Source organism: Leptolyngbya sp. FACHB-321 (assembly GCF_014695975.1).
GTDB lineage: Bacteria > Cyanobacteriota > Cyanobacteriia > Leptolyngbyales > Leptolyngbyaceae > Stenomitos.
In genome coordinates, this window is record NZ_JACJPI010000081.1 from 232921 (window position 1) to 254200 (window position 21280).

18 protein-coding genes are annotated in these 21280 nt (G+C 50.6%); 8 read left to right on the plus strand and 10 right to left on the minus strand.

Annotated features, from left to right (window positions below; genetic code table 11):
* The first annotated feature begins 49 nt into the window (after positions 1–49).
* On the plus strand, positions 50–1870 hold the full coding sequence (locus H6F76_RS24480) for a hypothetical protein (RefSeq protein WP_190512167.1): 1821 nt from the start codon (positions 50–52) through the stop codon (positions 1868–1870).
* 53 nt (positions 1871–1923) lie between these two features.
* Here H6F76_RS24480 and murF read toward each other — a convergent pair whose 3' ends face one another.
* The 7 genes from murF to H6F76_RS24515 form a co-directional block, all read right to left on the minus strand.
* The gene (gene murF, locus H6F76_RS24485) at positions 1924–3300 is read right to left on the minus strand and encodes a UDP-N-acetylmuramoyl-tripeptide--D-alanyl-D-alanine ligase (RefSeq protein ID WP_190512168.1); all 1377 of its coding nucleotides are present in this window, start codon (positions 3298–3300) and stop codon (positions 1924–1926) included.
* A 147-nt stretch (positions 3301–3447) separates the two neighbouring features.
* Complete coding sequence (locus H6F76_RS24490; RefSeq protein WP_190512169.1) at positions 3448–4116, minus strand: DedA family protein; 669 nt, start codon at positions 4114–4116, stop codon at positions 3448–3450.
* A gap of 322 nt (positions 4117–4438) precedes the next feature.
* A complete protein-coding gene (locus tag H6F76_RS24495; RefSeq protein WP_190512170.1) occupies positions 4439–5917 on the minus strand; it encodes a DASH family cryptochrome in 1479 nt (492 codons plus the stop codon).
* A 219-nt stretch (positions 5918–6136) separates the two neighbouring features.
* Positions 6137–6406, minus strand: coding sequence for a GlsB/YeaQ/YmgE family stress response membrane protein (locus tag H6F76_RS24500; protein ID WP_190512172.1), 270 nt, complete (start codon positions 6404–6406; stop codon positions 6137–6139).
* 719 nt (positions 6407–7125) lie between these two features.
* Positions 7126–8781 (minus strand): ABC transporter substrate-binding protein, encoded by a 1656-nt coding sequence (locus H6F76_RS24505; RefSeq protein WP_190512174.1) that lies wholly within the window; start codon positions 8779–8781, stop codon positions 7126–7128.
* A 14-nt stretch (positions 8782–8795) separates the two neighbouring features.
* On the minus strand, positions 8796–9080 hold the full coding sequence (locus H6F76_RS24510; protein ID WP_190453711.1) for a DUF2470 domain-containing protein: 285 nt from the start codon (positions 9078–9080) through the stop codon (positions 8796–8798).
* A 12-nt stretch (positions 9081–9092) separates the two neighbouring features.
* Complete coding sequence (locus H6F76_RS24515) at positions 9093–9518, minus strand: hypothetical protein (RefSeq protein WP_190453708.1); 426 nt, start codon at positions 9516–9518, stop codon at positions 9093–9095.
* A 208-nt stretch (positions 9519–9726) separates the two neighbouring features.
* On the opposite strand from H6F76_RS24515, the gene H6F76_RS24520 reads away from it, so the two are divergent.
* Positions 9727–10497, plus strand: a complete 771-nt coding sequence (locus tag H6F76_RS24520; protein ID WP_347276112.1) for a DUF4230 domain-containing protein — start codon at positions 9727–9729, stop codon at positions 10495–10497.
* 369 nt (positions 10498–10866) lie between these two features.
* On the plus strand, positions 10867–11436 hold the full coding sequence (locus tag H6F76_RS24525) for a carboxymuconolactone decarboxylase family protein (RefSeq protein WP_190512176.1): 570 nt from the start codon (positions 10867–10869) through the stop codon (positions 11434–11436).
* A 27-nt stretch (positions 11437–11463) separates the two neighbouring features.
* Here the strand turns inward: H6F76_RS24525 and aroA are convergent, their stop codons facing one another.
* Positions 11464–12834, minus strand: coding sequence for a 3-phosphoshikimate 1-carboxyvinyltransferase (gene aroA / locus H6F76_RS24530; RefSeq protein ID WP_190512178.1), 1371 nt, complete (start codon positions 12832–12834; stop codon positions 11464–11466).
* Positions 12835–12898: 64 nt separating this feature from the next.
* On the opposite strand from aroA, the gene H6F76_RS24535 reads away from it, so the two are divergent.
* Complete coding sequence (locus H6F76_RS24535) at positions 12899–13390, plus strand: hypothetical protein (protein WP_190453699.1); 492 nt, start codon at positions 12899–12901, stop codon at positions 13388–13390.
* A gap of 100 nt (positions 13391–13490) precedes the next feature.
* Here H6F76_RS24535 and H6F76_RS24540 read toward each other — a convergent pair whose 3' ends face one another.
* Positions 13491–15206, minus strand: coding sequence for an iron uptake porin (locus H6F76_RS24540; RefSeq protein ID WP_190512179.1), 1716 nt, complete (start codon positions 15204–15206; stop codon positions 13491–13493).
* A gap of 595 nt (positions 15207–15801) precedes the next feature.
* On the opposite strand from H6F76_RS24540, the gene H6F76_RS24545 reads away from it, so the two are divergent.
* The 4 genes from H6F76_RS24545 to H6F76_RS24560 all read left to right on the plus strand — a co-directional run bounded on the left by H6F76_RS24545 (position 15802) and on the right by H6F76_RS24560 (position 19920).
* Complete coding sequence (locus tag H6F76_RS24545) at positions 15802–16842, plus strand: multicopper oxidase domain-containing protein (RefSeq protein ID WP_190512181.1); 1041 nt, start codon at positions 15802–15804, stop codon at positions 16840–16842.
* A 325-nt stretch (positions 16843–17167) separates the two neighbouring features.
* Positions 17168–18184, plus strand: a complete 1017-nt coding sequence (locus H6F76_RS24550; RefSeq protein ID WP_190512183.1) for a helix-hairpin-helix domain-containing protein — start codon at positions 17168–17170, stop codon at positions 18182–18184.
* 219 nt (positions 18185–18403) lie between these two features.
* Entirely contained in the window at positions 18404–19357 is a 954-nt protein-coding gene (locus H6F76_RS24555) for an FTR1 family protein (RefSeq protein ID WP_190512185.1), read from the plus strand.
* A 323-nt stretch (positions 19358–19680) separates the two neighbouring features.
* Positions 19681–19920 (plus strand): hypothetical protein, encoded by a 240-nt coding sequence (locus tag H6F76_RS24560; protein WP_190453685.1) that lies wholly within the window; start codon positions 19681–19683, stop codon positions 19918–19920.
* A 231-nt stretch (positions 19921–20151) separates the two neighbouring features.
* Here H6F76_RS24560 and H6F76_RS24565 read toward each other — a convergent pair whose 3' ends face one another.
* Positions 20152–21264 carry a glycosyltransferase family 1 protein gene (locus H6F76_RS24565; RefSeq protein WP_190512187.1) on the minus strand — a complete coding sequence of 371 codons (1113 nt, stop codon included), beginning with the start codon at positions 21262–21264 and terminating at the stop codon, positions 20152–20154.
* Positions 21265–21280 lie beyond the last annotated feature (16 nt).

A 21280-nucleotide genomic window follows, 5' to 3' on the forward strand; every position in this document is an offset into this window, starting at 1 on the left:
GACAGTCGATCGAGCCGCATCACCTGAGTTAACGCACGATCTGCCGGATGTGCCTGCCGATGAGTCTCCGATTGCTGCTGCTACCTTTGGACCAGATGCTCTGTGGTGTCTCGGTATTGATGTCGGAACGACTGCCCTCTCAGCAGTCTTGTTGCACTACCAGACAGGACAAACGTATCCTCTCGTTTGGCAAGAAACAGAAACCTCCGAGCAACCCCTAGCTAGCCTGCCTGCGATCGCCTATCTGTCTGCCTCACAATTGCAGCAGGCACCCGAAGCCCCTGACGCTTTGGGTTATCAGGCATTAGAGTTAGCACTCAGCACCCCAAGCCAAGCAGAAATGCCGTCTGGTCTGCTGTTAAGCAACATTAAACCCTACTTGAACGCTGCCACGCCTTACGTGAATGAGCCGACTCAGACCTGGGAGCCTGTACTTCAGTGGTCTGACCAACAAACACTGGCGCTGCGTTGGTATCACCAGGCGCTGGTAGCGCTGCTTGAAACTTTACAGGGCAAAACGGCGGGCTTAAGGGTTATCGCACCTACGTTGACAGTAGAAACGTTTCAAGCGGCACTCGCCAACCTGAGCAGTGTTGTTGTTGGTTGCCTAACCGGATGGTCAGATACTTACTGCTTCAATGTGCGAGAAGCGGTGCTGACAGCAGGGCTAGTCGAGCGCGCTGAACAAATTTATTTCATTGAAGATGCGATCGCTGCACTGCTTGCCACTCTGCCCCAGCCAATTACCCCAGAGCGCCAGTTCAATGACTTCCCGCTTTCTAACAAGGCAGAGGTATCGTTACAGGGTGGCACTCTGGTTGTAAGTGCAGGCGCAACTACTACTGAACTGCTGCTGGTTGATGTGCCTGCTGATGTCACCTTACTGAACCGTGAGGCGCTGTATTTACGCAGCCTTGCCTATGCCGGTGATGCGCTCGACCAGGATATCATCTGCCAAATCCTCTACCCCTCTGCTAGTCATTGGGATGAGCTAGCGTTGCAAAGCCTGGATCTACCGCTTCCTGGAGAACCCGATCAAGAAGCCCGCGATCGCTTACAGCAGCGGCTCCGCAGCAGTGAATTAGGAACTCATTTGCTGAATGCGGCTAGACAGCTCAAACTCGCTCTTCAGCAGCAAGACTCTGCCACTTTTACGCTTAACAACCAGCAGTGGACGGTGAGCCAGCAAGAGCTGCACAATCAGGTCGTCACACCGTATCTTCAGCAGTTGAACCGAGAGCTGAATGTATTGCTGAATCAAAGCGGTATTGTAGTACAGGCAGTGCGGCAGGTTATTTGCACAGGAGGTACGACAGCGCTCCCCGCGATCACCCACTGGCTGAAGCAAAAGCTCCCCAACACGCGCCTCATTCAAGCTCTAGAGCCAGACGGTAGGGATGGTCATCTCATTGCCCGTGGTTTGGCAACCTTACCGCATTACCCACAGGTGTTAGATGACGTGCGCCATCAGTACAGTGATTACTTTCTGCTGCATGAGTTGATGCGGATCTTGCCCGATGAACCACTCTTTGTGGGACGCATTCTGCAACTGCTAGAAAACCAAGGTATTAATACCTCTTTTTGCCAGCGCCCAATCCTTAGTTTGTTAGAAGGACAACTGCCAATCGGTCTGGTGCCGTCGAATGATAACTCAAGCCTGCTTACAGCGTCGTCTCGACAGAATCCTGATTATCAGTTTCTCCTTTCAACACCACTTTTTCTCAGGGGAGGGAATCAGCTTTACGGGTTCAATCCAGAAGGACGCGATCGCCTTCAGCGCTATCTGGCAGCACTCCTGACAGACACACACCAAAAACTGACAGAACCATTGCCGATCGAGTTCGGTGCTGCTGTAAGGGCGGGAGGCTAAAGGCTGCGAGTGTGTCCAGACGAAAGAGGTTTAACAACTCTTAGATCTAGCGCCTACTTGTGTCGCTCGCGAAACTGCTTGACGACCTGATCAAGCCCAACGGCACGGGAGGCTTTAAAGAGGATGCGATCGCCGGGTTGCACCAGTGTGTGCAAGCGTTCAACGACTGCGGCGTGGCTCGAAAAACATTCTGATAGCAGTGGATCTGCCCCTGCTGCGATGGCATTTGCTTCGGTTGCGTCTGCCAAAATCAACAGGCGATCGAGCTTAAGCTCTCTTGCCGCAACACCAATGCGATGATGGAATTCGGGCGATCGCTCTCCCAGTTCCTTCATCGTGCCCAGCACAGCAAGCCGACGGGTTCCTGGCGTTTGCGCTAGCAACTGTAGCGATGCCAGCATTGATTCCACTCCAGCATTGTAGGTTTCATCTAGAAGCACCACATCGTTGAGCAACTCATAGCGTTGGGCGCGTCCGTCTGGTAGTGTCACAGCAATCCCCTGTGCCAGGGGTGCCCAATCAACACCTAATGTTTTTGCTACTGCCAGGGCTGCCAAATAGTTCAAGGCATTATGACGACCGGGCAAGGGTAAGGGCAATGCCCAGCCTGCTACATCTAATGTTTGGGGATCGGTCAACTGCCCATGCAGATCGCCACCGTCTAAACCATAGGTCAACGTTTTGCCCTGCCAGACAGTCGCAGCCGTTTCCATCAGTAAGGGCAAGTCCTGATTAAGAATGGCGATGCTGTCGCTGGGCATTTCTGCTAAAAGCTCACACTTTGCCTGAGCGATCGCCAGTTCAGACCCCAACCGACCAATGTGCGCCGTCCCAACGTTAGTAATAACAGCAATATCAGGACGTGCAATCTGGGTCAGCAGCGCAATTTCTCCGCGAGCGCGCATTCCCATTTCAATGACTGCAAACGTATGCTCTGCGCCCAGTTCAAGTAAAGTCTTAGGCACACCAATCTCGTTGTTGTAGTTTGCCTGACTTTTAAGAACCGTTCCCTGCTGCGAAAGCACCGCTGCAATCAATTCTTTCGTCGTAGTTTTGCCGACGGAGCCTGTAACCGCAACCACGGGAATGGTGAACTGGTTGCGCCACCAGTGCGCGATCGCCTGGTACGCCTGCAAGGTATCTGCTACAGGCAGCAGTGGCAAGGCGCTAGTGTCACTATTTGCTGCCGAAGCATCATGCCAGAGTTGATCCACGATCACCGCGATCGCTCCCTTCGCGGCAGCCTGCTCAATAAAGGCATGACCGTCAAACGTCTCACCCCTTAATGCCAGAAAGACATCACCAGCTTTAAGCAATCGGGTATCGGTGGTGATTCCTGCAGCGAGAGCCGTTAAGTCAGCAGTTGCGGGGTTAGTTGGTGTTGTACCCAGGATGTCGCTCAGTTGAGCGATCGTTGCACGGAAAGACATACTAAAAAAGTCAGCAAAAAGGGATTGCTGCCATTGAACGCTAACCCTACCCCTTTGGCAAGCTTTAAGTAAATTTGTTTGGCTATGTCAGTGCCAGCAATTGTGCTTTTACCCTGCTTCTACGAGGCACTTGCTGTAGCGTCCAGGCTACATACCACTAGCAGGCTGATCATCTGGTTGTGGATCACTGCTGACAACGACCTCTTTCACTTTGCGAGATTCTAGCCAGAGCGGAATGGCAATCCACGCGATCGCAATCAGCAGCATCACAAAGGCAAACTGACCCGCCCAGGCAACCATGCTCTCTAACGGTACAAATTGACCTGCAAAGTAAGAAAGGCTCACAACTACTGATGCCCAGGTAACTGCCCCCAGCGTGTTGTAAACAGTGAACTGGAGATAAGGCATCTGCACAATACCAGCCAGCGGACTAGCGAACGTTCGCAACAGGGCGATAAAGCGGCCCAGAAAGACCGTCCGAGGCGCATTCTCTCCGAACTGGCGCTTGAGCGATTCCAACTGTTCTTCCCGGATACGAAATATGCGACCAATGCTTAAGAGCAGAGGCCAACCACCACGTCTGCCAATCCAGTAGCCCACGTTTCCACCGAAGATTGCTCCTAGTGAGGCATCTGCCAGCACAATCCAATAGTTCAACTGATCGTTACCAGCTAAAAAGCCACCCGCTATGGTGACTGTCTCTCCAGGAATCGGTAGCCCAAGACTTTCCAGGAAGATGCCTGAAAAGACTGCCCAATAGCCATACTGCTGCGCAATTTCTTGAATCGTCTCGATCGAGATAAAGTCCAGTGTCATGCAATGTGGCTACTAAGAGAATGTCATTCTGTATCAATTTTGACGCGATTCTTGAAAATCTGTCAATGAAGCCATCTTCAACTGATCTTATGCCTCGTTTTTTAGCCTGACCTCAGTTCAATTTCTAGGAAATGACTTAACTGAACATTGAGTGTTGCAGCTTACACTGTAGAGCTTGCAGCGAATCCATGAAAATTAGCTTGTTAGCTTGAACTTGTTCACGAAATCCTGGGGTGCTTGAAATCATTGCTCGCAACATGAAGCTGATTGAGCTAAGAACGCAAAATTCATGTCTATCGATCGCTGCTTGAAGGAACTGAGGCTACCCAGCTTTAACAGCGGCATTGTAAAGCGTTTCATTAGCGGCTGCAGACTTAAACAGATCAACTAGCGGCTGAGGATAATCGACACCAAGCCTCATGCCAAAGCGTTGCTGTTCCACAGGCAGCAGTTTCCAGGGTTCATGTACTTTGCTATCAGGGACTTTGATGAGTGCTGGAAGCCAATGTTTTACATACTCACCATTAGGATCGTAGTCTTTAGACTGTTTGAGAATGTTGAAAAAGCGAAAGCCACGGGCATCGTTGCCTACACCTGCGGTGTAGTTCCAGTTGCCCCAATTGCTGCACACGTCGTAATCAAGCAGCAATGATTCAAACCATTCTGCACCCATCCGCCAGTCAATGCCCAGGTTTTTGGTGAGAAAGCTAGCCACATTCTGCCGACCACGATTGGATATAAAGCCCGTTGCTGCTAGCTCTTGCATATTGGCATCAATCAGGGGAAAGCCCGTTGTACCGTTACGCCAACGATCAAAGCGCTGCCAGTCTTGCTTCCAGGCGATCGCAATACCTTGCAAGCCTGAGCGCCGAAACACGCGGTCGCCATGCTTGGCGCAGACAAAGCGAAAATAATCTCGCCACAGTAGCTCAAACACGAGCCAGTAAGTAGAGTCGTTTTGCACTCGCTCAGTTTCATACTGCTGTATCTGCTCGTAGATGTAGCGAGGCGATAAACAGCCTAAGGATAGCCAGGGCGAAAACTTGGAAGAGTAGTTTGCTCCCAACATCCCGTTGCGTGTCTCTTTGTAGACCTTCAGGCAGTCCTGTTGCCAGATGTAGTGCTGTAACCGTGCCAGCCCTGCTGTTTCGCCGCCTTTAAATGCCAAAACGGCACGATCGTCATGGGCGGGTGCTGCTAACCCTAAGTCTGCTAGTTGAGGCAGATCGCCTGATTCTACTGCTGGTAAAGGGGGTAACTGAGTCGGCGATCGAAGCGCTGGGTTGACCGTGGACTGCTTCTCTACCTGCTTGCGAAAGTGGGTAAATAATTCTGGGAGCTGGCAAAGCTCAAAGGGTAAATCATCAGGATGGTAGAGCGTGTGCCCCCAAAACGGTGTAAACGTGACACTTAAAGCTTTGAGAGCCTGCTGAAGCATGGTCTCAACTGCTGTCTCCTCAGAGGTAATCTCGCGATGATAGTACACCGCCGTAATGCCCAATTGCTGTACGAGTTGAGGGATGATGACTTCTGGTAACCCCTGACGTACTACTAGATCGCTGCCGATCGCCCGTAGCGATCGACGCAAATCAGCAACGCTTTCTAGCAAAAACTGGGCACGAAAGGCTCCCGTCTTAGGAAAACCAAACGACGTCTGACCAAACTGTCGCGGATCGAAGCAGTAAACGGGCACAATTTGTGCAGACATTGCCTGCATTTCTGCTACTGCTGTCTGTAACGGTTCATGGTCATGCAGCCGCAAATCCGCACGATACCAAATAAGAATCTTTGCCTGAACCATACTCTGACTACTATTTTCTCTGCTTCTGTTTGTCTCTACATGCTGTTGCTTTGTCAACTTCTAATGCAGGTGGTAATCATGCATACTCTCTTACAGTATTAACCAATTCTCTACGTTTCGGCTCTGAAGCATCAATCAAAAAGCCTCCGCACATGCGGAGGCTTTTTGATTAATCAACTCTTATTCTGTACTGTCCTAAAGCTAGCCAGAGCCAACCTCTTAGTAAGCGCGTCTAGAAAGCTGGTAGTACAGGAAGATAGCAATAATAGAACCCAGCACTGCAACCACAATACCAGAAATACTCAGACTCGCACCTGCAAGAGATAGTGTTCCAGTTGTTAACAGGCTGACAACTGCACCGCCTATAAAGGCACCAATAATCCCTAGAACCATCGTTGATAAGATGCCACCACCCTGGGCACCGGGATAAATAGCTTTAGCAATGGCACCAGCAATTAAACCCAAGACGATCCAAGCAATAATGTTCATCTTTTAACTCCAGTATTTCAAAGTAAGTTTGCACGTAACCGAACCAGGCAAACCTTTTTACTGAGCCATCCCATTACAATGTCAATGTTTTCTCAAGTTGTCGGCAGAACAGGCATTTTACTCAACGCATTGCATAGGGATAATTAGATTGAGAGATGGCTTGATGCCCTGTTCTTGTCGCTTTTTGTTATGTGAATAAGATACTCAAAGTACTCCTTTGAACCTGACTACCGCGAGTAAGAGGTTGTTGTCTGGCAAAAGGAAGAGTCTTTTACCCGCTCCACCTGTGCTTCTTATAGAGAAATAAGGATTTCCGGCGAGCGAGAGTCAATACATCTAGCCTTAAAGATGGTTTGAAAAGGCTCTAGCAGTTAAAACCGTGACTACATCAACAAAGTCTGCCAACGTGGACTATCGAAAGTCAAGGGTTTTACAACCTGCGGCGGCAGTCTATAACCCGTTGGGTACAGCTGCACTAATGTCTCTGTAGCTGCGACTTAAGTTGCCAAGGCTACAAGAATTTAGACTCTTAAAACATCCTCTTAGCAACCCTTAGCCCTTACCCTTCTTGCCATACATAGGCTCGAAGTCCTGCTATCGCTCTGATAGCAGGACTTCGAGCTAAATCTACTTCTCCTCAGGATGCAAGAAGGTTCAGAGGATAAGGGCAAGTTGCAAAACTGAGACTCACCTGTCATGGCTGGAGTGCTGCCTCATGCCTACTGATTCTTGGTAACAGTGTCAAATGTCTCTGAGCCAAGGGGGCTGGGTACCCACCCGTCGATCGCTTTCCGTTTTGCTAACAAGGGCTGGGAGTGAACGATCGGCAGGCGTAAAATTTCGCGATGGAGTATGGCATCAACTTGGCTGTACAGTTTTGCTCTGGTTGCTTTGTCGCTTGCTTCTCGTGCTTGATTGAGCAGTTGGAAGAGGCGATCGTCCTTCCAATTACCTAAATCCGCCGTGCCGCCTGGACCAAAATGATAGTAGAGAAAGTTGTCGGGATCACCATAGTCTCCTGTCCAGCCCATCATAAACGACTGGTAGCCAGGTGGCTTCAGACGATCAGCCTGGTAGGCTGCCCAATCTTTGGTTTGTAAGGAAACCCGAATACCCACAGCGCTAAGGTCGGCGGCGAATGCTTCTGCGATCGGTTTTGGTGTTGGGTAGTATGGGCGCGAAACAGGCATATACCACAGATCTAGGTCGAATCCGTTAGGGTAACCAGCAGCAGCAAGTAACTGCTTGGCTTGTTCTGGGGCAAAGGGATAAGCAGCTAGCGTTGCGTCTTGTGACCAGCTAAGTGTTGGCGGCGTAAAGTGGGCATCATGCACACCCAGATCACCCCAAAAGGCTTTGACGATCGCGGGGCGGTTGATGGCAAGGGCGATCGCTCGGCGCACGCGCACATCTGCCAACGGCTTGTAGCTAGGGTTCAATGCCAGAAAACCAACATTGAAAGAGGGACGCATCACCGCATCCAGATTGGGATCGCTGGTCACCTCGTTTTTCTGGTCAGGGGCAAGGTCTACCGTGAAGTCGCTTTGTCCAGCCCGGAGTTGTGCTAAACGAGCCGCAGGATCAGTTACGAAACGCACGACTAGCTGATTGACTTTTGGTAAACCCGTTTGCCAGTAGTTTGGATTTTTCTCCAGTACGATGCGATCGCCTGTGCGCCATTCTTTAAACACAAAGGGTCCAGTGCCAATCGCCAGCGAACCCGGCGTACCGTAGCTGGCACCTGCTTTTCTAATTGCCGCCGGACTAGCAATGCCAAAATAACCAGAGGCAAGCGCATTAGGGAACCCTGCAAACGGCTGTTTTAGCTTGAACTGGACGGTTGCTGGATCAAGCACAGTGACACTCTGCAACAGTGAATCAGGGCTACCCTTAAACCCGCCAAATAAGCCTGCCCAGATCTCGTAGCGTTTGCCAGCATTCCGGTAGCCATTGGGATGTTGCGGATCCCACCAGCGCTCCACGTTGAATTTCACAGCGTCTGCATCAAAGGCTGTGCCGTCATGGAAGGTTACGCCTTGGCGCAGTTTGAACGTCCAGGTTGTTGGATCAGTTGTGCGCCATTCGGTCACTAGAGACGGTTTCAGGTCAGTAGTACCAGGTTTGAACGTGATGAGGCGATCGTAAATTTGATCCTGCACAATGATGGAGTTGCCATCAGTAATGTTGCCTGGCTCCAAATTGATCGGTTGCCCTTCAGAGCCATAGATCAGTGCGTTGCCTGGAGCACCCGTTGAGCCAGTTGGTGTTACTGCTTTCTGCTGGTTGCTACTGGTGCAATTGGTCAGAGCGATCGCGCAAACAAACGCCACGGCTAGCCAGAGTGATCGCCACCGATAAAATGCCGCTTGTCGCATGAGTGCCGTTCCTGTTATTTGCCTGTCTGCCTTGCTTGCTTCACCAGATCAATTAGCGTGTGATGTGCATCTTCTGCATCTTGCAGCGTGTGATCAAACAAAATTCGGGTCGGTGTGGCAGTGCCATCCACTTGCGCCAGCAAATCCATGCCATGCGCGTCGATCGCGACCATCTCGGCAGCGGTTGCAGTGGTCGTCTTGCCAAACACTTTGGCGTACATCAGCACAGCCTCGGCATGGTCTTCGTTCATGTGGCGACAGATGCGATCGCTAATTTGCGGTGAAAATGATTCAGACATAATGAAGGGTTCTCAGCTTTTCGTGCGGATGAAGTATTCAGACGTGTTCTGAGTGGGCGTGCGGTAGAGGAAGAGTTCATTCCCGTCGGGCAGGCTATAAATACGATAAACCGCTTCTATTGTAGTCAACTGACGATCGCGTGGAATGCCACGATTTTCAGGGAAATAACCGCCCCGGTTAACAACGGTATAGTCATCAAGAATCGTTGCTGCATCGTTAACGATGGTTTGGAACGAACTGCTTGCGAAGTTGGGGTCTGTTTGCAAATTTGCTAATGTGCCGCCCGAAAGCGTCGTCGACCGTGTGGCTAGTTCTCTGACCTGGTTTAGCAAAAGCACCCCACCACGAATTCTAGTTTGAGCGGTGGCAGGTTGATTGAGGCTGGCAGCGAGTGTCGCTGCGATCGCAAAACTGACAAGCCAACGAAAGCGCATCATTGTTCAGTCCTCTGTCTTAGTAAGTCTTAGTAAGTACTTGCGTCGATACTCTGGTTTGCTGGTTACTCAGTAATAACACTAGGGCAGCGAAGTTCTTTTAGTCAGTTTCTCCTGTCACTGGCGCGATCGACAATACTTGCAGCATAATTTGGCTAAGAGCCTAGCTAATGGAAAGCTAGGAAAACTGCCTAAACTGGCAGCAAGGTTTGTGAGTGGTAGTACAATTGAACCAAAACGGCGTTTGCCTGGGAGCTTTATGAGCTACGACGATCGCAACGAGCGCTATAGGGGTGGCTCTTTACTCCAGAGCGTTGGCTGGATGCTAGCAGGAGGAATCGCAGTGACAGCGTTGAGCGTTGGGCTTGGGGGCTGGCAGCTCGGCGATCGGCTCCTGGCAAGCGTGCAAAATCTTTTTAACCAAGCCCAGCCTGCACCCAAAGTAGACGTTCAATCCGTTGTGATTCAGCAGATGAAGGATGTGAGTGAACTCACTACTGCTGTCTTCACGATGCAGGCAGTGGTGCCGACTAGCCAGGATGCAACCCTTAATGGCTTTGTACTCGGCACAACGAAACTTCTTTATATTGCCTATGGCGAGGTGAAAGCGGGCGTTGATCTGCAACGTTTGACGGTTGCCAATGTGCAGGTGACAGAAAACGGTCTGCAAATTCAGTTGCCCCCGCCGCAACTGCTCGATCGCAAAATTGATGTGAATCGTTCTAGCGTCTACGACTACAACCGTGGCACGTTCGGGTTAGGACCTGATGCCGCACCCACACTACAGGTACTGGCACAACAGGAAGCGCTACAAAAAATTGTTGAAACCGCTTGCGCTGATGGTGTGCTAGAAAAAGCCAACGATCGCGCCAAGCTAGTCGTAACGCAATTGCTGACCACCACTAGCTACAAAAACGTCGTTGTGACGACACAGCCACCTGCACCAGGTAGTTGCCCTATTGCAGCACCCGTAGGTAAGTAGTGATCGCACTAAAAACTGTGTATGAGATGTGAAACGTTGTGCAAGCAATTTTTATTTCTTAAGACGAAAGCTTAAAAAACTAAGTCCTGAGGAATTAAGCTGTTTGTAGCTATTTAGTGCGATCGTTTTGGGCACCTTAGATGGGTATTTAAGGCTGTAGCTGCGTGATTGCTTCATTGCTGAGGCATTGCACCGCTGCTACGCGCTGATGTTCCCAGAAGCAGTTGCCCCATTCCACCTGCCACTCAAATTTTTGAAGCTACACAGTTAAGCCCCCTACTGCACTAGCTGCTTCCTTCGAGAGGAAGTGAATTGACAAGCAATTGGTTACTTTGCTTGCCAGCACCTCACAACGACAGGAGCTAACTCATGCAACTTCGGGTAAAGTCTTCCTTAAGCGCTGCTTCGTCCTGCCAAACGTTTAAGCAAATTGAGCAGACGTTCGGTACTGGTAAAGTGCCACAAGTTTTTAGACTGCTGAAATCACAGCCAGTTCTACTGGCGCACCTTTGGGGGCAGTTTCATGCCCTTGTGCTTCATGGTGATTTGCCAAGAGTGTTGAAAGAACTGGTGGGGCTAGTCGTAGCGGCTGCAACTCACTGTGATCACATCCGTGTGTTTTTACTGCACCATCTGTCGCAGCAATCTGCCGAGCCAGAGATTTTAGCGGCGATCGTGCAGGGCAACTATGACGCGACGGGGCTCAGCCATGCGACACGCGCTGTCCTCCAGTATGCTGCAATCGCGATCGCCAACCGTACTGCCTGTGGGAGCGTAGCGAAGCAACAATGGCAAACATTACATCACCAAACCATGCAAGCGCTTGAGGACACTGGTTTGGAAGAAAGTGAGCGGTTAGAACTTATTGCAACGATCGCGCTCTTTGAACAACTTTGTACAGTTGCCAATCTGCTACACCTTGGCTCAGAGTCGCTGTAAGAGCAGCCAGGAGCATGACAGCAGGCTTTAAGTCAGACAAATTTGCTCTAGCGTCGTGACAAAATCTGGATACGAGACTGCGACTGCTTCAGCACGATGGATGGTGGTGGTGCCAGTAGCGGCAAGGGCAGCGATCGCCAGGCTCATGGCAATCCGATGATCGGTATAGCTATCGACGGTGGCTCCAGTTAAAGGTGTGCCGCCTACAATTTCCATGCCGTCGGGCTGTTCTGTGATGCGTGCGCCCATCTGGTTAAGCTGGTTAGCCATGACAGTAATGCGATCGCTTTCTTTAACGCGCAGTTCGGCAGCATCTTGAATCACCGTTGTCCCCTCAGCAAACGTAGCCGCAACTGCTAACACTGGAATTTCGTCAATCAAGCGGGGGATGATGTCTCCAGCAAGCGTACAGGCGCGGAGCGGGGGACGATCACCAGTGCCTGCATAGCGCACCCGCAAATCGGCAACGGGTTCGCCAGCGACTAGACGTTGCTTTTCCTGGGTAATGTCTGCGCCCATGAGCGTCAGAGCTTCCAGCACACCAGTCCGGGTCGGGTTAACGCCTACATTCTCGATCGTCAGATCGGCACCGGGCACGATCGCCCCAGCTACCAGCCAGAAGGCGGCAGAGCTGATATCCCCTGGTACAACTACAGCCTGACCGTTGAGTTTAGTTGGTCCGGTGACGGTAACGCTATGGGTATCGGGATCGACCGTCAGATTGGCTCCGAAGGCTTTGAGCATTCGTTCGCTGTGATCGCGTGAAAGAGCAGGCTCGGTAATAGTGGTTTCGCCTTCAGTCATGAGTCCGGCTAGCAGCAAGCAAGATTTGACCTGGGCAGAGGCGATCGGCGAATGGTAATGGAGCGGTCGCAGGGTTGTTCCCTGAACGGCTAACGGCGCAAAAGCGGCATCTTTTCTTCCCCAAAGCTCGGCTCCCATTTGCCGTAAGGGTTGCACGACGCGAGACATGGGGCGCGATCGTAGTGAACTGTCGCCTGTCACGGTGAAAAAGCATCCAGGCTGCGATGCCAAAACGCCCAACATTAACCGGAGTGTTGTGCCAGAGTTGCCTGCGTTGAGTACGTCCTCTGGTTCTAGCAAACGCCCTAAGCCGATGCCTTGCACTGTTACGTGTTCTGTATTGAGCGCTGAGATCTTGGCTCCCATGGCGCGAAAGCAGGCGGCAGTACTGTGCGGATCTTCTCCCAACAGTAGTCCGGCGATCGTTGTTTCCCCTTCTGCCAGCGCGCCCAGCATGAGCGCCCGATGCGAAATGGATTTATCCCCCGGTACTCGAATCCGTCCGTTAAGCACCAGTTCAGTTGGTGGTGGTGCAATTGTAAGTGCGTGGTGAGGCTCAGAAGCATTAAGGGAAATCACGTTCGGCAGTGGCATGGGGATCAGATAGACTGTAACGGCATTGCGTAGCGATCGTACCCTCTTTCACGCCGACTTATTCATGCAGACTCATCATCAAAAGCCTGTCTGCCTGCTGTTTACCTCAACTGATCTGCCCGTTTGGTCGGGGCTAGAAACAGTTGGCACGCTCTACCAAAAAGATCAAGAGCAGTTTCATCTGTTGATGACTGAGCCAGCCGTGAGTGATCGCGACGTTTGTGTGGGCAATCAAGATGTGACAACGCTGCCAGCCGTAACGACACCCCGCCTATTATGGCTGGAGTTTTCGCCGTATCAGGTTACGTTGACCATGCAAGGGCAGGGGCAGTTTAGCTATCGCCATCTTTGGCGGCAGGGTATCTATGGCTCAAGCCGTTACTGGTTGCATGATGCAGCCGATCAGCGCATGGGGCAATTCCAGCTGCGAAATTTCACCCGTAGCTTGACGCTAGAAGGTAGCCCTCTACCCACGTTTTTGCGCGTTGAGTATGAGCTGTGGGCAGCAAAAATGCAGCTTGGACACTACGTACTCAACCTTGAAATTCGTCACTAACTGCTAGCGATCGCCCCAGATCCCCGATTCCTAACACCAGGTTTAGCCTTATCAGGATGGTACAAAGAAGTCGAGGATCTAGGCTCTCTAGCTAAACCCGTTAAAAGACAAAGGTGGTGCGAATGACACCGATGACAATATCGCTGTTAGCGCTGTTATGGTCAGGTGCCGTTAGCCAGATGATGCCGGGCGTAATGGCAATATTATCAGTGAGTTGAAACTGATAAAAACCCTCAACGTGCAACGACGTATCCCTGTCTTCTAAAAAGTTGAGTTGAGTGCTGGCTCGCGTTACTTTTGGCTCCATCCCAACAATGATGCCTGCCACGCTACCTTTGCGGAAGAGATCTGGAAAGGCAAGACCGACTGCCCAATTCCAAATATCGACGCTGCCTCTGGTGCCGCTCAAGACGTTGGCGCTTGTGTAGCCGATGGAGCCGTTGATCACAATTTTAGGGCTAAGTTGGAACGATGCTTCTAACCCAAAGGAATCGCTATTGAAGGCAGAGTCTACAAAGTTTGCGTTGAGAAAATTAGCATTATTGCTGCCACCACTGCCATTTGCTTGAAAGTTGTTGTTGTAAGCACGGATGTAGGTCAGACCGATCGCCAGCGGCTCAAAGGGTGTAAATGTGAGTTGAGCGATCGCGCCAAAGGGACCATTAAACAGACCGCTACCAGGTGTCGGTATTTCCGGCTCGTTTGCGAGATAACCCAGGCTCAACTCAAGGTTGTCACTGAACTTATGTGTAATGCCAATACCCGCACCATTGACCAGATAGTAAATTGGGTTACGGGTGCCAAACTGAGAGAGCGCACCGCTGCCGCCATCACCATCCAAAAAAGGGTTAACGGTATTGGTAAAGTCGTCGATCGCGCCAGCATTCGCTTCAAGCACTATGGTCGTTTTTTCGCCTACCTTGAATTGATACAACAGGGCATCAATCTCAACGCTGTTGCCAGAGTCGGCTGCAAGGCGCAAATCACCTTCGGGCGTGAACGTTGCATTAGAGGAAAAGGACGCTACGTTACCTGCCTGTAACCGGACGCGCAGCAGGTCTTCGCCGTTAAAGCTCGTGTCCACATCCAACCGGATGCGATCACCCAGAATCGTATTCTTTTGAACGTCATTACCGTTAACTGTATTGCCTGCTGCCACGCCTGCCAGGGCAAAAACCACCTCGCCGCCCAGCTTTGTCGTAGGGGAAAACTGCTGCTTTTCTAAGGTGGCAGTGCGAGCCTCTAAGCCATCTACACGACCGCGTAAGGTCACTAATTCGGGTGCAAAATATTCCTGCAACTTCTGCAAGATTGCCAGGTCTTCTTTTTTCACCAGATCAGCCGTACCCGCTGCGATGAGTTCATTCACGCGATCGAGGCACGCATTCAAACCAGCCGCAAATTCGTAGCGAGTCAGTGCCCGATTGCCTCGATAAGTTCTGTCGGGATAGCCCACAATACAGCCGTACCGTTCAACCAATGATTGCAATGCTTGAAAAGACCAGTCTGTTGGCTTTACATCCGTTAGCTGAGAAACAGATGTCACCTGATCAAGCTCGTCAACACTGTTAGTCGCTCCATCTGCCAGTTCATTTGCTAGGTCACTGGACTGAAGGCGATCGTCCCCGTCTGGTCGTACCGCAAGTGGTTGATTGATCCTGGCAACCGTGAGATCTGCGATCGTGGACGCAACCGTTGCAGACTCTGGTTGAGGGACGTTGAGCGTTGCCTGGGGCGCTTGCGCTGAAGCAGCCAAGACCGCCGTACTCAAAAGGGCAGGACTCAGCAGCAACGAATGAACAAACCGTTTGAACATGAATACACTTCCTCACACAATTGAAAGACATAACCCCTACTCCCAGGTAAGCCACGGCACACAAGACGATCGCCATTAGCTGGGACTCTACTGTCTCGTCAATTATTGCACTAAAATAGGAATGATAATCATTCTTATTCGTTTGCAGCCGCTCAAAGAATAGACTAGAGCGTCTGTCCTCCGCTTACTATCCCCCCCTCCCCCTTGGTGGAAGAAGCAGGCAGAGGGATCTAGTCCTTCTTGAGCAGGCATGGTGCTGCCTTTAAAATTAGAACGTAGGATGCAGCGTACACTTCTGCTGAGTAAGAACCGCGTCGCTAGCGGTTGTAACTGCCTTTCCCTCATGTTCGGTGAACACAATCTGGTTAGTCCTTATAGCAGCAGCTTTGCACAATCACCTATTGCCAAGTAGGGATTGTAAGCGCCTTTCACTATTACGAAGAGGCTCCAGATTAGAAGGCCTGCGTGCTCTAAATGACAATAATTGACAGTAAGCTTTTTTAGCCTTTATACTCTGTGTTTGTCGGAACCTTTTTGAAATTCATTTTCAAGAAGCTGTCATTTCAACTACACCTCAGGAACGGCTGGTTTCGTTATGCCCGATCGCTATGCTCTTGATCTCGAACGTTGGAGTCGGCGTAGCGTGTTGAAGGTCGGGTTAGCGGGAGCTGGGTTAGTGGGGGGCGCGATCGCGCTGCGGACGCTTTGGCAATCACGATCGCAGCTTGTTCACGTACCAATGTCCGAGCCGGCGATCGCTGAGCCAAAAGGGTTTACTCCGCTTACTACATTGCGGCAGTTTGACTACGGTAGTGTAACGACGGAAAACGGGCGTACCGTGCGCGAGTTTCGCGTGGAAGCACAAACTTCGACCGTACAGCTGAACAGTGCGACCTCCTTTATCACCTGGAACCTAAATGGGCGGGTGCCAGGACCTACATTTCGCGCGACTGAGGGCGATCGCATTCGCGTCATCTTCTACAATCGCGCTGGGCACTCCCACTCACTGCACTTTCATGGTGTACACAAATCAGAAATGGATGGCATCAAACCTGTCCGCAACGGTGGTGTGTTCATCTACGAATTTGATGCTGAGCCGTTTGGTGTGCATCTCTATCACTGTCATATTGCTCCTGTAACGCGGCACATCGGCAAAGGCTTATACGGGATGTTTATTATTGATCCGCCGACCCCTCGTCCCCCAGCCGATGAAATGGTGCTGATCATGGCTGGGTATGATGTAAATGACGATCAGAAAAACGAGCTTTATGCGTTTAATGGGATGCCACACTACTACATGAACCATCCCATTCGCATTCAGAAAGACCAACTTATTCGGCTGTATGTGCTGAATATGATTGAGTTTGACCCGGTTGCCACGTTCCATCTACACGCCAACTTGTTTCAGGTGTATCGCACGGGACGGCATTTACAACCCGATGACGAAACAGATGTCATCACGATGGGGACGGCAGAGCGGCACATTCTAGAGTTTGCCTACCGCTACCCTGGCAAATTTATGTTTCACCCACACCAGGACGACATTGCTGAAGCAGGCTGTATGGGTCTGTTTGAAGTGGTCGATCGCACTGCGTCTAACCCTTCGTCTAACACGACTGAAGCCCATGCTATGTAACCAGTTCAAGCACGTCCTCTAAAGTTACTCTTAAGAATAATTCTCAGAGATTTAGGGAATTTTGTTGACAAGCATTACAGCAAGCCATCAAAATATAGCTCACAAAGATTACTGGTAATTAGTTGCAATAAGAACAATGTCAGACTGCTGCTTATCTCCCAGAATGAGTGAGCTTCAAGCCTGGAACTTCAGCGCTGATTCGCTGCAACCCAGATAAAGCAGTGCTTTTGCATTTTTTGCTGCCGCTTTACCCTCCTGATTCTGAACCAGCTTCGGAACATTTTTTGCCGTCTTCTTGCCAATCTTAAGTAAAAAGTGAAAACGTATGTCCTTTTTCAAGTTCTTTGCTTTGCTGTTTGCCTCAATGAGTTTGACGGTGCTGATTTCGTGCAGTACGCCACCATCCGATACGGCTTCTGCACCCGCTAGCCCGTCCCCTGCCCAGAGCAGCATGGCGATGGATGGCATGGCTCATGGTGGCAAACCCAAGATCAATATCAATACTGCCATTCTGTCTGAGCTCGATAAATTTGAAGCGCAGCTTGGTGTGCCAGCATTGTCCAACAAAATTCAGGCAAGCCGCCCCTATGGTAAGCCCGAAGAGTTGGTGTCAAAGAATGTCATCACTCAAGCACAGTTTAACCAGATTAAAGACATGGTGACGATTGAAGACATCGTGCTGACTGGAGAAGCGAAAGATGTCGATTACATGACCAAGCTGGGTTTGATGAAAGGGCACTTACTGGTTGCTAAAGAACTACTGGATCTGCAAAAGTCCGACCAGGCAGAACCGCACATTGGGCATCCTGTAGAAGAAATTTATGCGGATGTTGAAGACCAGCTTACAGAACGCAACGTGAAGGAATTTAAGACAACGTTGATTACGTTTCAAGATTTGGTAAGAGCTGGCGCGAAGGATACTGCCAAAATCAACAGTGAGTTCAAGACCTCAATGCAGGCTGTAGATGACGCGATCGCCACCTTACCTGCCACGCAACGTCAGTCACCAGCGTTTGTAATGCAAGTGATTAATGGGTTGTTGGATACCGCCAATGCTGAGTATGGTGCCGCGATCGCAAACGGCAAAATTACCCAGGCGATCGAATACCAGGATTCACGCGGGTTTATGGCATATGCCAATGAACTCTATAAGGGCATTGCGACTCAAGTCGAGAAACAAAGCCCTGACACGCATAAAGCGATTCAGGAAACCATGGCTGAACTGACAACCGTTTGGCCTGCACCCATTCCACCTGCGGCTGCGGTCAAAACACCGACTCAAGTTTCACAATTGATCAAAACCGTTGAGACAGACACTCGCAAAGTAGCCAAAGCCTCTTAGGTCATTGCGACCAGAGACTGATTTGGTAGTGGGCAGATCTGGCAGTGGACAAGTCTGGGTAGGGGCGAACGGCTGTTCGCTCCCACTGCATGGAGATTTTTTTGTAAAAACCGCTTTAAGCTGGTAAGGGTCTATCGTTTCTTTTTATGAAGCACAGGGGATAGGACGAGTGAAACTCAGCCCCTTGCTGCTCACTGTCATCCTCTCAAGCGCCGCCCTATGGACTTTACCTCTGCCTTCCCGTCTTTTATCATTACCCTGCGCGAAGGGGTAGAAGCCGCTCTCGTCGTCGGCATTGTGCTTGCCTACCTCAAAAAAGCAAAGCAGTCACACCTCAATTCCTGGGTCTATGGTGGCATTGCGGGTGGGCTGGTAGTCAGTGCGCTCGTCGGTGTTCTTTTTGGCTGGGTAATCCAGTCTTTGGGGTCGTCGAACCAGAAGTATGCCCCTGTCTTTGAGCCTTTGCTGGAAGGGGTCTTTAGCGTGGCAGCGATCGTCATGTTGAGCTGGATGCTGGTTTGGATGACGCAGCAGGCTCGTTTGCTTAAAGGTCAGATTGAAGGCGCGATCGATGCGACTCTAACAGGTGGCACAGCAGCCAGATGGGGCATTTTTGGACTGATCTTTTTCGCTGTTTTACGGGAAGGTTTTGAAACCGTTCTGTTTGTTGCCGCCAACTTTCAGCAGGGGCTAGCCCCCGCACTAGGGGCACTGGCTGGGCTTATGTGTGCAGTTGCGATCGGTGTACTCCTGTTCCGGTTAGGCGTGAAGATTAACCTCCGTGCGTTTTTTCTGGTTATGGGCGTTTTTCTGCTGCTGATTGTGGCAGGGTTGGTTGTCTCTGCTTTAGGGCATTTAGATACGGCTGTCAGTACACTTGCCCAACTTGATCGCCAGTCTGAACGTCTTTGCTTTTACTACGAACGCTTTGCCAAGTTTCCCTCTTGCATTCTGGGTCCAATGGTATGGAACACCAGTAAAGTACTGCCTGAGAGGCAGTTTCCAGGCATAGTTCTGCATACGCTGTTTGGCTATGAAGATAAGCTCTACGTTGTGCAGGCTGTTGGCTATATTCTCTTCCTTCTCACCATTGGCAGTATCTACCTCAAAAGCGTGACGGGATGGATGCCGTTTGCGAAACGTACTTCAGTGGAGTCGACGGCTAACAAATGATTATCCCGATGAGCGATCGCGATCGTCTTTGTTTTGGGCAGAGCTTACTAGAACAGACGTTACTCTTAATATGTCTAGTTGACGACGCTTAAGCAGCTAGAGAGAGGCGTTGACACGACATGGGCTGAGTGCTGCTAGAGCCTCATGCTGTGATGTGTTCTATTATACATTGCTTAATAAAGAAACTACGTTCTCTATGTCTTGAGAGAGAAAACAGATTCCTTTAACCATATCTTGGTTAAGCCCAGGTTAAGATAAGCGCACACTGCTGCATTACGCCATCAGCAGGGAATGCTAATGCTTAGAAGCAAGGATGCCTGAAGATGAACCAATCTGATTTTCTCTACCCCAAAGCGCGTTACCGGGGCGTCGTCAAGCCCGAAAATCTAGTATTCAACGCCAACCTGCAAGAGTTTTCGCAACGAGTGAGCTATATTTCTTGCCTTGAGTCAGGTGGCAAACTTACGCCGGAAGAGTCTTACCAAGAGATTAAGTCACTCTGGAAGCAACTCAAGCAAAGCAAACGTCAGCTTGGGATCGGCAAGTCTGAGCAGCAGCCATAGTCGTTCTGTAAAGTGGGCAAGTGCAAACAGCGTCAGAATCAGTTAGCCCCTTCACGTTCAGCATGACCGGCTTGATGAAGCAATGCGTACTGATTCCTGATCATCCGCTGACTTAGCCCATTTAATACCCGCTTACTATTACTACTGATTAGTGATTAGTAGTAATTAGGGGGGTGGCAGAAGCGTCTTTGAAAACATTGATCGCTGAACCCGATCGAAATTTTCTCGTCCTCAAGCCGCAACAACAGACTGGTAGTAATTACGAAGTTGACGCGTTGCGGCTTCCCAACTCCAGCGTTCGGCTTCACGACGGGCATTACGACGGAGCATTTCGCGCTCTTCAGCGTTTGCCAGCAGGCGTTGGGTGGCAACGATCGCCCCTTGCTCATCCATCGGATCAAACAAGTAACCGTTCACGCCATCCTGCACAATATCGGGAATGCCGCCAGAACGAGCTGCGACGACTGGACAACCCGCTGCCATTGCTTCTAACAACACTAAACCGAGCGTTTCAGTGCGCGACGGAAACACAAACGCATCTGATGAGGCAAAGGCAGATGCCAGGTCTCGTCCTTGTAAATAGCCAACAAAATGTGTGGCAGTGCCTGCAAAATGTTGTTCTAGCGCCTGCCGATGCGGACCATCACCGACCAACGCAAGCCTCGCATTGGGGATGGACTCTAAAACAGGCTTGATACGATCGATTTCTTTTTCTGGCGACAGGCGACCGACATACAGCAGCAGCGGGCTTTCGGAATGCCCCTGACTCAGGCGCGATCGCATCTCCGGGTTCACCAGGTATGGCTGAAATGTCTCCGTATCCACACCACGCTGCCAGACATTGACGCGCTCAATACCATGTTCGGTCAACGCTTGCCGCATAGCAGTAGAGGTACAAAGGTTTAACCGCGCCTGGTTATGCCCTGCTTTAAGCAACTCCCACATCAAACCCTCTAGCATTCCCAAGCCATAGTGCTGGAGGTACTCTGGCAAATGGGTGTGGTACGACGCTAGCAATGGAATACGAAGCGTTTTACTGTAAAACAGTCCTGCTAACCCTAAAACTGCTGGGTTAACAACATGAATCAGATCCGGTTTAAAACGCTCGACCGCATAGCCAATGGAAGGACGCGGTAGCGCCAGCTTTAACTCTGGGTAAAGCGGTAGTGGAAAGCCTGAAACCCCATGAATCTGCGCGCCCTTGTACTCGGTTAGCCCACCATCGGGTGAAATGACCAGCACCTGGTCGCCCAACCGCTGTAAATATTCCACGGTGTAGCGCAGTCGCGTTACAATGCCGTCCACTTTGGGTAAAAAGGTTTCGGTGAACAGGGCGATTCGCATAGGTGCAACAGTAAGT

What these genes read in the sequence shown, in the direction of transcription:
- murF (WP_190512168.1), bottom strand. Translation starts at nt 3,300, where the DNA reads ATGTCTTTCCGTGCAACGATCGCTCAACTGAGCGACATCCTGGGTACA.
- H6F76_RS24490 (WP_190512169.1), bottom strand. Translation starts at nt 4,116, where the DNA reads ATGACACTGGACTTTATCTCGATCGAGACGATTCAAGAAATTGCGCAG.
- H6F76_RS24495 (WP_190512170.1), bottom strand. Translation starts at nt 5,917, where the DNA reads ATGGTTCAGGCAAAGATTCTTATTTGGTATCGTGCGGATTTGCGGCTG.
- H6F76_RS24500 (WP_190512172.1), bottom strand. Translation starts at nt 6,406, where the DNA reads ATGAACATTATTGCTTGGATCGTCTTGGGTTTAATTGCTGGTGCCATT.
- H6F76_RS24505 (WP_190512174.1), bottom strand. Translation starts at nt 8,781, where the DNA reads ATGCGACAAGCGGCATTTTATCGGTGGCGATCACTCTGGCTAGCCGTG.
- H6F76_RS24510 (WP_190453711.1), bottom strand. Translation starts at nt 9,080, where the DNA reads ATGTCTGAATCATTTTCACCGCAAATTAGCGATCGCATCTGTCGCCAC.
- H6F76_RS24515 (WP_190453708.1), bottom strand. Translation starts at nt 9,518, where the DNA reads ATGATGCGCTTTCGTTGGCTTGTCAGTTTTGCGATCGCAGCGACACTC.
- H6F76_RS24525 (WP_190512176.1), top strand. Translation starts at nt 10,867, where the DNA reads ATGCAACTTCGGGTAAAGTCTTCCTTAAGCGCTGCTTCGTCCTGCCAA.
- aroA (WP_190512178.1), bottom strand. Translation starts at nt 12,834, where the DNA reads ATGCCACTGCCGAACGTGATTTCCCTTAATGCTTCTGAGCCTCACCAC.
- H6F76_RS24535 (WP_190453699.1), top strand. Translation starts at nt 12,899, where the DNA reads ATGCAGACTCATCATCAAAAGCCTGTCTGCCTGCTGTTTACCTCAACT.
- H6F76_RS24540 (WP_190512179.1), bottom strand. Translation starts at nt 15,206, where the DNA reads ATGTTCAAACGGTTTGTTCATTCGTTGCTGCTGAGTCCTGCCCTTTTG.
- H6F76_RS24545 (WP_190512181.1), top strand. Translation starts at nt 15,802, where the DNA reads ATGCCCGATCGCTATGCTCTTGATCTCGAACGTTGGAGTCGGCGTAGC.
- H6F76_RS24550 (WP_190512183.1), top strand. Translation starts at nt 17,168, where the DNA reads ATGTCCTTTTTCAAGTTCTTTGCTTTGCTGTTTGCCTCAATGAGTTTG.
- H6F76_RS24555 (WP_190512185.1), top strand. Translation starts at nt 18,404, where the DNA reads ATGGACTTTACCTCTGCCTTCCCGTCTTTTATCATTACCCTGCGCGAA.
- H6F76_RS24560 (WP_190453685.1), top strand. Translation starts at nt 19,681, where the DNA reads ATGAACCAATCTGATTTTCTCTACCCCAAAGCGCGTTACCGGGGCGTC.
- H6F76_RS24565 (WP_190512187.1), bottom strand. Translation starts at nt 21,264, where the DNA reads ATGCGAATCGCCCTGTTCACCGAAACCTTTTTACCCAAAGTGGACGGC.